An 11,414-nucleotide genomic window follows, 5' to 3' on the forward strand; every position below is an offset into this window, starting at 1 on the left:
GAAGCCCAGCTTGGCCAGGCGGTGCATCACCTTCGGCCGCGTGAAGGCTTCGGACAAGAAGACCAGCCCGGGCTGCGTGGAACGCAGCCGGGCGATGGCCCATTCCCAGAACGGAAAGGCCTTGGTGTGCGGGTTGTCGACTCGGAAGATGCGCACGCCCTGGGCCACCCAGTACTCCATCACGCCGGCCAGTGCCAGCCACAGTTCCTGCCATTGCGCCGATTCGAAATCGAAGGGGTAGATGTCCTGGTATTTCTTCGGCGGGTTCTCGGCGTACTGCACGCTGCCGTCGGCACGGCGCTTGAACCAGCTTGGGTGCTCGTGCACCCAGGGATGGTCCGGTGAGCACTGGAAGGCGATGTCCAGCGCGATCTCGATACCGTGATCGGCGGCCCGCCGCAGCAGGCGCTGAAAGTCGGCCAGCGTGCCGAGATCGCCGAGGATGGCCTCGTGCCCGCCCTCGGCGGCGCCAATGGCCCAGGGGCTGCCGACATCGTCCGCCATGGCCTCGAGCGTGTTGTTGCGGCCCTTGCGGCGCGAACGACCGATCGGGTGGATCGGCGGGAAGTAGATCACGTCGAAGCCCATGCGCTGCACATAGGGCAGCCAGGTTTCGCAGTCGGCAAAGCTGCCGTGGCGCCCCGGCTCGGCGGAGGCCGAGCGCGGAAAGAATTCGTACCAGCTGGAGAAACGCGCGCGCAGGCGCTCGACCGTCACCGCCAGGAACTGCGGATGGGTGAAGGCGTGGCGCAGGTCGGGATGGCGCTGCGCGATCTCGCCGTTGGCGGCGTCCAGGCCGATGTGCTGCAGCTGCGCCACATCGGCGTTATTTTCGGCGGCCGCGCCCAGCTCGGCGCTCCAGGCGCGCAGCCTGTCGCGCTCGGCGCCCGGCGGCGCACGCAGGGCGGCCTCGGCGATCAGCACGGCGCCGCCGAGTGCGGCGATGCGCACGTCGTCAGCGTCGACGCGGCGCGCAAAATCGCTGCGCCACGACAGGAGCGGGTCGACCCAGGCCGAGACCGTGTACTCCCAGCTGCCGACACTGTCCACCGTGAAGGCGGCCTGCCAGCGGTCGTTGCCCAGCGGCCGCATCGGCGTGCGCTGCCAGTCTGCCGCGCCGCCAATCCGCCACAACAGCGCGCAGGCCACGAGATCGTGGCCATCGGCCAGGCAATCGGCCTCGACCTCGACCGTGTCGCCGGCCACGCGCTTGATCGGGAAGCGGCCGCTGTCGACCATTGGCGTGATGTGTTCGATGACGACGCGCACGCGCCCGTCGTCCAGGCCCGGCGGAAGCTTGTCCAGGCTCATTCCGCGCCTCCGTCGCGCTTGAGCACCAGCAGGCCCAGCGGTGGCAATCGCAGGTTCAGCGCATGGAAGCGGCCATGCGCCGACACCGGCACGCTGTGCACGCCGCCCTGGTTGCCGACGCCGCTGCCACCGTAGAGCGTGGCATCGCTGTTCAGCCGTTCGGCCCAGTAGCCGGCCCGCGGCACGCCGACCAGGTGGTTGTCGCGCGGCACCGGGGTGAAGTTGGCCACCACCAGCACGGCAGTGCCGTCGCGGGCCTTGCGCAGGTAGCTCAGCACGCTGGTTTCGTTGTCCTTGGCGTCGATCCACTCGAAGCCGGCGCCGTCGAAATCCAGCTCGTACAGCGCCGGCTCGCCGCGGTAGAAGCGGTTGAGGTCCTCGACCCAGCGCTGCAGCCCGCTGTGGCGATCACCGGCCAGCGCGCCCCAGTCCAGCGCATCGTCGTGGTTCCATTCGTGGCGCTGGCCGAATTCGCCGCCCATGAACAGCAGCTTCTTGCCCGGATGCGCCCACATGTGGCCGAACAGCAACCGCAGGTTGGCGAACTTCTGCCAGTCGTCGCCCGGCATTTTCTCGAGCAGCGACTGCTTGCCGTGCACCACCTCGTCGTGCGACAGCGGCAGCATGAAGTTTTCGGTGAACGCGTAGGCCAGCGAGAAGATCAGCTCGTTGTGATGCCAGCGCCGGTGGATCGGGTCTTCGTGCAGGTACTTCAGCGTGTCGTGCATCCAGCCCATGTTCCACTTCATGCCGAAGCCCAGGCCGCCGACATGCACCGGGCGCGACACCATCGGCCAGGCGGTGGACTCCTCGGCAATGATCTGCACGCCGGGATGGTCGCGGTAGGCGGCGGTGGTGAGCTGCTGCAGGAAGCCGATGGCTTCCAGGTTCTCGTGGCCGCCGTAGCGGTTGGGAATCCATTCGCCGGGCTGGCGCGCGTAGTCCAGGTACAGCATCGAGGCGACGGCATCGACCCGCAACCCGTCGATGTGGTATTCGTCGAGCCAGAACAGGCCGCTCGACAACAGGAAGGCGCGCACCTCGTTGCGGCCGTAGTTGAAGATCGACGAGTTCCATTCGGGATGGAAACCCTGGCGTGGATCGGCGTGTTCGTAGAGCGCAGTGCCGTCGAAGCCGGCCAGGCCGTGCGCATCGGCCGGGAAATGCGAGGGCACCCAATCGAGGATCACGCCGACGCCGGCCTGGTGCAGCGTGTCGACCAGGAACTTGAAGTCCTGCGGCGTGCCGTAGCGGGCCGTCGGCGCGAAGTAACCGGTGGTCTGGTAGCCCCACGAGCCATAGAAGGGGTGCTCGGTGACCGGCATCAGTTCGACATGCGTGAAGCCCATGCGCCGGAGGTAGTCGGCCAGCAGCAGTGCGGCGCTGCGGTAGTCGATCAGCGCGTCGCCTTCACCGTGCCGCCACGACCCCAGATGCACTTCGTAGACCGACATCGGCAAGGCCAGCGCATTGCTGGCCGCGCGTGCCTGCATCCAAGCGCCATCGGACCAGACGTAGTCTTCGGTGCGCCAGGCCACCGACGCCGTGGCCGGCGGTGCTTCTGCATAGCGCGCAAAAGGATCGGCCTTGTCGAGCAGATCGCCATTGGCGGTGCGGATCGCATACTTGTAGCGTTGGCCCTGCGTCACGCCGGGGATCTGTGCTTCCCACAGGCCGCTGCCGTCGGCGCGCGGCGCGGCGGCATGTCGGCCGGCCTGCCAGCCATTGAAATCGCCGACCACGCTGACCGACTGCGCATTGGGCGCCCACACCGTGAAGCGGGCGGAATCGCCGTCGAGCCGGCAGCCGAGTTTTTCGTACAAGCGGCTGTGGCTGCCTTCGCGGAACAGGTGGATGTCCTGTTCACCGAGCAGGTTGGCCGCGGGAACACCGGCCAACAGCTTGTTGGCATGACGCACGTCTGTACGACCCATTGCCCAGTCTATGCGGGTGCCAAACGCACTGTCCAGTGCCAACATGCAAGCGGAAGGGCCAAGCTGTTCTTGCGGGTAAACAGCGCCGGCGTGGCGCGGGAGCGTGCCGGCCGCTCAGCGGCCGCTGGCCGGCACTGCCGCCGCGCGACCCGGCTGTTGGGCGATCCAGGCCCCGATGTCGCGTTCCAGCATGTCCAGCGGCAGCGCACCGTTGGCCAGCACCGCGTCGTGAAAGGCGCGCACATCGAAGCGTTCACCCAGCGTGCTTTCAGCCTGCGCGCGCAGCGCCAGGATCTTGCGCTGGCCGATCTTGTAGGCCAGGGCCTGGCCGGGATCGGCGATGTAGCGGTCGATCTCGTTGACGATGTCGGTCTCGGTCTTTGGCGCGTTGGCGCTGAAGTAGTCGATGGCCTGCTGGCGCGTCCAGCCGCGGCTGTGCAGGCCGGTGTCCACCACCAGGCGCACGGCGCGCCACATCTCGTAGGTCAGCTGGCCGAAGCGGGAGTACGGGTCGCGGTACAGGCCGAGTTCGTAGCCCAGGCGCTCGGCATACAGCGCCCAGCCTTCGACGAAGGCGGTCTGGTCGGCGAAGCGGCGGAACTTCGGCAGTTCGGCCTGCTCCTGCGCCAGCGCGATCTGGAGGTGGTGGCCGGGCACCGATTCATGCGCGCTGAGCACCTCGATCTCCCAGATCGGCCGCATCTCGGGCCGGTACAGGTTGACGTAGAAGTAGCCGGCGCGCCGCCCATCGTCCGAGGGCCCGGAGTAGTAGGCGGCGGTGGTGCCGGGCGCGGAGATGTCGGGGATGGCCCGCAGCCCGAAGGGCGTGCGGTAGAGCTTGCCGAACAGCCGCGGCAGTTCGGGCTCGATCTGCTTTGCGGCCACCACGTAGGCGCGGAACAGCGCGTCACTCGTCGGGTGATAGAAGCGCGGGTCGCTGCGCAGGAAGCGGAAGAACTCGGCCAGGCTGCCCTTGAAGCCGACCTGCGTCATCACCTGCTGCATCTGCTGGCGGATCTGTGCCACTTCTTCCAGCCCCATCGCGTGGATCTGGTCCGCCGTCAGGCTGGTGCTGGTGTGGAAGCGGATGCGCTCGGCGTAGAACGCCTCGCCGTCGGGCAGGTCGCGCAGGCCCACGCTGTCGCGGCAGGCCGGCAGGTAGTCCTGACGCAGGAAGGCATCGAGTTGGCGGTAGGCCGGGATCAGCTGCCGGGCGATCAGCTGCCGCGCGGCTTCACCCAGGCGTGACCGGTCAGCTTCCGGTACGGCATCTTGATAACGTGCAAAGCGCGCGTAGAACGGGCTGGCCTCGGGTTTATCGACCAGTTGCTGCGCCAGTTGCGGCAACACGCGTTCGATCAGCAGCTTGGGCGGCACGCGGCGCTGCGCCATGCCTTCGCGCAGCAAGGCGATGGTCTGGTCGATGTGGGCCGGCAGTGCGGCGATGCGGGCCAGCCAGGTTTCGACATCGGCGGTGGTCTCGAAGCGCATCAGCTCGGCCACTTCATTGGCCGTGTGCACGCCGCCGCGCGGACTCAGGGCATAGAACTCCGGGTGGAAGGCGGCGGCGGCCAGGCGCTGTTCGCGATCGGCCTTGAACAGATCGTGGTGGCGCTGGTCGGCCGCGCTCAGGCGTTCGCGCGGGATGCGCGCCAGCGCCGCCAGGTCGGCGCGCAGTGCGGCCTCGGTCTGCTCGAAGCGCGCGCGGCGCAGGTCGGGCCACAGCGCATCGAAGCGGCGGTCGCCGATGTAGGTGGCGGCCAGCGGGTCGTCGTGCAGGCCACGTTCCCAGGCGGCGTCGAACAGCGCATGCAGGACCTGGCGCTCGGTGGCGGCCGGGCTTGGCGTGGCGGTGGGAGCGGGGGCGGGGCTGGGTGGGGCGGTGGCCATCGTGGCAGCCAGGCCGGGGCTCGCGGCCACGGCCTGGCCCAGTTCGATCACCGCCAGCGCGTAGTAGCTCGACCAGTTGTAGCGGGTTACCGCATAGAAGTTCCGCGTGCCGGCCACGTAGCTCGGCGCGGCGTCGCCGTTCTGCAACTCCACCAGCGCCAGCGGGCCCTCATGCTGGCGGCCGGCGGCGGACAGCTCGGCACCCCGGTCGGCCAGCTGCTGCGCGCTGAAGCTGGGCAGGATGTCCGGTGCCAGCAGCAGCGCGCGCGCTGCGGTGTCCACCGGCGGCTTGATCGGATAGTGCGTGGGCAGGCCGCGTTGCCAGCCATGCGCGGCCAGGTAGTGCGCGATGCTGCCGATCACGTCGGCGGGGCTGTTGGCCATGTCGATGTGGCCGTCGCCGTCGAAGTCCACCGCATGGCGCAGGATGCTGCCGGGCATGAACTGGCCCAGGCCGATGGCGCCAGCGTAAGAGCCCTTGATCGCTTCGGGCCTGAAACCTTCGCGCTGGGCGAGCTTGAGGAACTGGCCGAGTTCGTCGCGGAAGAACGGGCTGCGGTCCTTGCGGCCGGACGGGAAGTCGAAAGCCAGCGTGGCCAGCGCATCCAGCACGCGGAAGCTGCCGGTGAGCCGCCCGTAGTAGGTCTCGACGCCGAGGATGCCGATGACGATCTCGGGCGGTACGCCATAGCGCTGTTCGGCAGCGGCCAGCCAGCGCTGCTGGGCCTGCCAGAACGCGGCGCCGGCGCGGATGCGCTCGGGCTCGACGAAGCGCGCGCGGTAGGCGGCCCAGCTCTTGGCGGTGCCGGCCGGCGGCGGCATGATCAGCCTGGCCACCACCGGCAGGTAGCGGGCCTGCGCCAGCGCGGCTTCGACGGCGGCGCGGTCCAGGCTCTGCGTCTCGGCCAGTTCGGTGGCGAAGCGCATCACGTCGTCGCGGCGGCCGTAGGTCACCCGGTCGGGCTCGCGATCGTGCTGGACGGCGGCGGGCTTGGGCTTGGGCTTGCGCGGCGAGGCAGTGGCGGGCGGTGCGGCCAGGGCCAGAAGTGCTAACAGTCCAAGGGCGTGGCCGGTGATGCGGGGAAGGCGAGCATGCATGCGGCCGATTATCCGGGCTGCAGCGCCGGCACCCGCCGGCGGCGCAGCCGGCTGGCCTCACGCTCGAAGTGGCGCCACCAGCCGGGGCCGGGCAGGCGGCGGTTGGCCGGGCCGTAGCGGCTGCGGTCCAGCGTTTCGAGCGCGGTGGCCAGCGTCTCGCCGGCCGCGCCGAGCCGTGCACGAACCAGCTGCGCCAGCGTGTTCGGCGCGTGGTGCGGCAGCGCGTCGATGCCCAGCGCCACCAGCGCCTCGCGGATGTGGCGATGCAGGCGCTGCCAGGGGTCCTGCCGATGGCGGTCCCACCAGGCCCAGCCGGCAGCCGCCAGCGACACCGCGCTGAGCAGGCTGATCAGCGTGACCGCCAGGTCCTGCCAGCTCGGGGCGCTGACACCCAGCGATTCCAGCAGATCGAACTGGCGGCTGCGCGAGTAGTTCATCACCCACTGGTTCCAGCGGTTGTCCAGCAGTTCCCAGGTGCGGCGCAGCTGTTCGGCCAGCGCCGGGCTCATCGTCGTCAGCGCGCCAGCCACCAGGCCGGCGCGGGGGGCCAGCGAGCGGCCGGCGTTCACGCGGTCGGGCGCCACGGCGGCGGTGGGGTCGGCGCGGCGCCAGCCGCTGCCGGCTTGCCAGTATTCGGCCCAGGCGTGGGCGTTGCTCTGGCGCACCACCATCCAACCGTCCGCATCGGCCGGCTCGGCACCCTGGTAGCCGGTGACGATGCGGGCGGGCACCCCCATGGCGCGCATCATCACCACGAAGCTGGCGGCGAAGTGTTCGCAGAAGCCTTGCTTGCGGTCGAACCAGAACTCGTCGATGGACTGGCGGCCGTAGGTGCCGGGGGCCAGCGTGTAGCTGAAGCCGGCGCTGCGGATGTGCTGCATCACGGCCTGCGCCAGCGCACGGGCATCCGCGTTCGCATGGTGGGGCTCGGCTCGCAAGGCACGGGCCCAGGCCACGGAGCGCGGGTTGCTGTCCGCGGGCAGGCGCGTCAGTTCGAAGCCGCTGGGCAGCATCTCCCGCGGCCCGAGTTCGAAGCGGGTCCAGGCTTCGACCTGGAGGCGCAGGCGATCGGTGATCAGCCGGTCGGTCTGCCACTGCAGATCTTCGTTCAGCCGCAGCGGCCAGCCGGCGATCCGGGGCGCGCTACCAGGCTGGTCGGGTGTGGCTTCCAGCAGGGGCAGCAGCGGCAGGCGGATCGGCTCCAGCAGCAGCTCGTAGGGCAGGCCTGCGCCGATCAGGCGCAATTCGGCGGGCTGCCGCGGCATGCCGGCGGGATGCGGCGTCTGACGCCATTCCAGGCCATCGAACTGCGACAGCACCGGGCCGCGGAAGTACAGCGTGTCCGGTGGCGGCGGCAGGCCAGTGAAGCGCACGCGGAACGCGATCGCATCGTCGTTGGCCACGTCGGCCACGCCGCCCAGGCGCAAGGTGCCGGACAGGCCGGTGCGCCCCAGCCCGTCCTGCGGCAAGCCCCACAGCGGGCCGAAACGCGGGAACAGCAGGAACAGCAGCACCATCAGCGGCACGCCCAGCAGCGCCGCGCGCGCGGCGATGCCGCCGGCCCGCCGCAGCGTGGGCCGACCCACCGGCATGCTGGCCAGTACCTGACCGGTCAACAGCCCCCAGGTGGAGATGCCCATGGCCAGCGCGGTCAGCAGCGACTGCGAATACAGGCAATGCGTCAGCACCAGGAAGAAGCCGAGGAAGAACACCACCAGCGCATCGCGTCGGCCGCGTAGCTCCAGCGTCTTCAGTCCCATCAGCACCACCAGCAGCGTGACGCCGGCATCCTTGCCGAACAGGGTGCGCTCGGTCCACAGCGTCAATCCGGTGGCGATGACCAGCAGGCCGATCACCGTCCAGCGGCTTGGCAGCGCGCCATTGATGACCGCGAGGTAGCCGCGCCAGAACAGCACCACCGCGGTCAAGGTGCCGCACCACCAAGGCAGGTGGTTCAGGTGCGGCAGGATGATCCAGCCGATCACGGCCAGCTGGAACAGCGTGTCTCGGGCTTCACGGGGCAGCTTGGCCCATTGGCTGCGAACCGAGCCGGTGGGCATCGACGGGACCGGCGTCGGCGTCGTCACGCCGATCATGCCACCGGCCCCTGCCACAGCGCCAGCGCCTCGAGCGCGGCCCGGCGCTGGGCCTCGCCGCTGCCGCATTCCAGCACCAGCCCGGGCAGGCGCAGGCCGAAGCCGGCGCCCAGGCGCTCTGCCGCCAAAACCCAGGCCGCCAGCCGCGACAGGCGCGCTTCGGCATCGGGTAGCGCCACCTGGTGGTACTCCAGCCACAGTTCGCGGCTGGCGCTGGAACTGGTGTCGCGGCTGACCATCTCGCCGCTCTTGGCAACCTTCTTCCAGACCACCTGGCGCATCGGATCGCCACGCCGGTAGGCGCGCACGCCATCGAACTCACCGCCCGAGCGCAGCTGCGCCACCTGCGCACCGCCTGGCACCGGTTGCGCCGCGGGCAGGGCCTGCGCCGGTTGCTCCGGGCGCGGGTAGGCCAGCACCTGACCGGCCGGGCGCCACACCGTCCAGGCACGGAACAGGCCGAGCGGGAAGTTGGTCTCGGCCAGCAGCGTCGGCAAGGCATGCAGGCCCCGCTGCGGCGGCACGAAGGCCAGCCGGGCATGGGCACTGCCTTGCAGCGGCACGTCGACCCAGGCGATGCCCTTGTTGCCGCTGCGGTAGACCCCCACGCCGATGCCATTGCGTTCCTTCGACGGGTTGCTCAGCACCACCTCCAGCAAGGCCGGCTCGCCGGCGAACACCGGATGCGGGCTTTTCACGCGCAGCGTCAGCCGGCGCAGGTTGCCGTGGGTCTGCTGCATCGCGACCAGGCCGGCGCCGCCGAGCAGGAAGGTCAGCGCATAACCCAGGTTCAGCTGGTAGTTGATCGAGGCCAGCAGCATCACCAGCAGCGTCACCGCATAGGCCCAGCCCGCGCGCGTTGGCAGGATGTAGATGTTGCCCTGGCCCAGCGTCCAGCTGTCGCTGCGCGGCAGACGGTTCTCGAAGTAGCTCTGTATGCGCTCAGCGAGCATCGCGGCGTCCCGTGCGTGCTGGGTCAGGGCAAGCCCACGGCCTCCACCATCGCGCGCACTTGCTCGACGCGGCCGCGGCCGGCGCTGGCCACCGGCACCAGCCTGTGCGCCGCGGTCTGCGGCAGGATGGCCTGGATGTCGTCCGGCGCCACGTAGTCGCGCTGCGCCAGCAGGGCGCGGGCCCGTGCGGCGCGCAGGATCGCGATACCGGCGCGCGGGCTCAGGCCCTCGACGAACCAGCTGCCCGAGCGGGTGGCGGCGATCAGCGCCTGCAGGTAGTCCAGCAGCGCATCGGAGACGTTCACGGTCTGCACCACGGCCTGGGCTTCGAGCAGTTCCGCGGGGTTCATCACCGCGCCCAGCCGCTCGATCACATGGCGCCGGTCTTCGCCGGACAGCAGCGAGCGTTCGGACAGCCGGTCCGGGTAGCCCAGCGTGATGCACATCAGAAAGCGGTCGAGCTGGCTCTCGGGCAAAGGGTAGGTGCCGAGCTGGTCGGTCGGGTTCTGCGTCGCGATCACGAAGAAGGGCTTGGGCAGCGGCCGCGTCTCGCCTTCGACGCTGACCTGGTGCTCTTCCATCGCCTCGAGCAGCGCGCTCTGCGTCTTCGGTCCGGCGCGGTTGATCTCGTCGGCCAGCAGCACCTGGGCGAACACCGGGCCTGGGTGGAAGACGAAGGTTTCCTTGGAACGTTCGAAGACGCTGACGCCGACCAGGTCCGAGGGCATCAGGTCGGCCGTGAACTGCACGCGTGAAAAGCGCAGCCCCAGCGACACCGCCAGCGCATGCGCCAGCGTGGTCTTGCCGACACCGGGCACGTCTTCGATCAACAGGTGGCCGCCGGCCAGCAGGCAGGCGATGCAGTCTTCGATCTGCGGCCTTTTGCCAACGATGATCGTGCTAATCTGGTCCGTCAGTCGAGACAAGCGCTGCGCAAGGGTGAGTTCAGCCATGCGCGGCACCATAGCCCAAAATTTGCACGCTGCCGATGCCCACCGCGTTCTACACACATGCCGAGTGCCGTTTGCACGATATGGGCGAGGGCCACCCGGAGTGCCCGCAACGCCTGGATGCGATCTCCGACCAGTTGCTGAGCTCGGGCCTGGATGTGGCCTTGCAGCACCGCGACGCACCGCTGGCCACGCTGGACCAGTTGCAGCGCGCGCACACCTCCCGCCATGTCGCGGAGCTGAAAGACCTGCTGGAAGAGGTGCAGCGCAGCGGCCAACCTCGCGCGCTGGACCCCGACACCTTTGCCTGCCCGGCCACGCTGCGCGCTGCCTTGCGCGCGGCGGGCGCGGCCGTCGCGGCCACCGAGGCGGTGGTCAAGGGCGAGGTGGCGAATGCCTTCTGCGCCATCCGCCCGCCCGGCCACCACGCAACGCGCGATGCCGCGATGGGTTTCTGCTTCTTCAACAACGTGGCGGTGGCCGCGCGCCACGCACTCGATGTGCTCGGCCTGCAGCGCGTGGCGATCATCGACTTCGACGTGCACCACGGCAACGGCACCGAAGACATCATCGCCGGTGACGAGCGCGTGCTGATGGCCAGCTTCTTCCAGCATCCGCTGTACCCCAACAGCGGCGGGGTGCCGATGGGCACCAACATGATCAACGTGCCGATCCCGCCGTACACCCGCGGCATGGAAGTGCGCGGCATCATCGATGCCATGTGGATGCCGCGGCTCGAGGAGTTCCGCCCGCAGATGCTGTTCATCTCGGCCGGCTTCGACGCGCATCGTGAGGACGAGCTCGGCCAGCTCGGCCTGGTCGAGGCCGACTACGCATGGATCACGCGGCGCATGAAGGACCTGGCCGATCGCCATTGCCAGGGTCGTATCGTCTCCTGTCTGGAAGGCGGTTATGCCTTGAGCGCGCTGGCGCGCAGCGTCGTGGCTCACCTGAGGGTGCTGGCCGACGTGTGAGGCTGGGCCTGCGGCGTGGGGGCGTGCAGGTCCATGCTGCCTTGCGTGGCCCGGGCGTTTTCGTAAGCCACCGCGTAACGCTGGCGATAGAACATCAGGCGGGCGTCGATCTCGTCGTTTGAGACGAGGAAGTCCTCGCAGGCATAGCGGTGGCGGCCGTGGCGGTTTTCGCTGGCGCTGCGGGCCATCCAGCGCGCCATGGCCTGTT

The 11,414-nt window shown here is 69.5% G+C and carries 8 protein-coding genes; 1 reads left to right on the forward strand and 7 read right to left on the reverse strand.

Going from position 1 to position 11,414, the window contains the following annotated elements:
- The 6 genes from VLK61_RS19545 to VLK61_RS19570 all read right to left on the reverse strand — a co-directional run.
- Positions 1 to 1,311 (reverse strand): maltotransferase domain-containing protein (locus VLK61_RS19545; RefSeq protein ID WP_325423296.1); only part of this gene is annotated, 1,311 nt, incomplete at its 3' end.
- Entirely contained in the window at positions 1,308 to 3,245 is a 1,938-nt protein-coding gene (gene glgB, locus VLK61_RS19550; protein WP_325423297.1) for a 1,4-alpha-glucan branching protein GlgB, read from the reverse strand. The genes glgB and VLK61_RS19545, both read right to left, overlap by 4 nt.
- A 114-nt stretch (positions 3,246 to 3,359) precedes the next feature.
- A complete protein-coding gene (mltB, locus tag VLK61_RS19555) occupies positions 3,360 to 6,233 on the reverse strand; it encodes a lytic murein transglycosylase B (protein ID WP_325423298.1) in 2,874 nt (957 codons plus the stop codon).
- An 8-nt stretch (positions 6,234 to 6,241) separates the two neighbouring features.
- Positions 6,242 to 8,329: a DUF3488 and transglutaminase-like domain-containing protein gene (locus tag VLK61_RS19560; protein ID WP_325423299.1), complete on the reverse strand. Its 2,088-nt coding sequence runs from the start codon at positions 8,327 to 8,329 to the stop codon at positions 6,242 to 6,244.
- The gene (locus tag VLK61_RS19565; RefSeq protein ID WP_325423300.1) at positions 8,326 to 9,282 is read right to left on the reverse strand and encodes a DUF58 domain-containing protein; all 957 of its coding nucleotides are present in this window, start codon (positions 9,280 to 9,282) and stop codon (positions 8,326 to 8,328) included. The genes VLK61_RS19560 and VLK61_RS19565 overlap by 4 nt, the downstream gene beginning before the upstream one ends.
- A 23-nt stretch (positions 9,283 to 9,305) precedes the next feature.
- On the reverse strand, positions 9,306 to 10,235 hold the full coding sequence (locus tag VLK61_RS19570) for an AAA family ATPase (RefSeq protein ID WP_325423301.1): 930 nt from the start codon (positions 10,233 to 10,235) through the stop codon (positions 9,306 to 9,308).
- 35 nt (positions 10,236 to 10,270) lie between these two features.
- Here VLK61_RS19570 and VLK61_RS19575 point away from each other — a divergent pair, with 35 nt between their 5' ends.
- A complete protein-coding gene (locus VLK61_RS19575) occupies positions 10,271 to 11,206 on the forward strand; it encodes a histone deacetylase family protein (RefSeq protein ID WP_325423302.1) in 936 nt (311 codons plus the stop codon).
- On the opposite strand, the gene VLK61_RS19580 is transcribed toward VLK61_RS19575, so the two are convergent.
- A partial coding sequence (locus VLK61_RS19580; RefSeq protein WP_325423303.1) for a hypothetical protein occupies positions 11,179 to 11,414 on the reverse strand: 236 nt, incomplete at its 5' end. The genes VLK61_RS19575 and VLK61_RS19580 overlap by 28 nt on opposite strands.

Source organism: Aquabacterium sp. (assembly GCF_035476535.1).
Lineage (GTDB): Bacteria > Pseudomonadota > Gammaproteobacteria > Burkholderiales > Burkholderiaceae_C > Pseudaquabacterium.

Bases quoted from the DNA above. Each gene is read 5' to 3' on its own strand.
- glgB (WP_325423297.1), bottom strand. From the start codon at position 3,245: ATGGGTCGTACAGACGTGCGTCATGCCAACAAGCTGTTGGCCGGTGTT.
- mltB (WP_325423298.1), bottom strand. From the start codon at position 6,233: ATGCATGCTCGCCTTCCCCGCATCACCGGCCACGCCCTTGGACTGTTA.
- VLK61_RS19560 (WP_325423299.1), bottom strand. From the start codon at position 8,329: ATGATCGGCGTGACGACGCCGACGCCGGTCCCGTCGATGCCCACCGGC.
- VLK61_RS19565 (WP_325423300.1), bottom strand. From the start codon at position 9,282: ATGCTCGCTGAGCGCATACAGAGCTACTTCGAGAACCGTCTGCCGCGC.
- VLK61_RS19570 (WP_325423301.1), bottom strand. From the start codon at position 10,235: ATGGCTGAACTCACCCTTGCGCAGCGCTTGTCTCGACTGACGGACCAG.
- VLK61_RS19575 (WP_325423302.1), top strand. From the start codon at position 10,271: ATGCCCACCGCGTTCTACACACATGCCGAGTGCCGTTTGCACGATATG.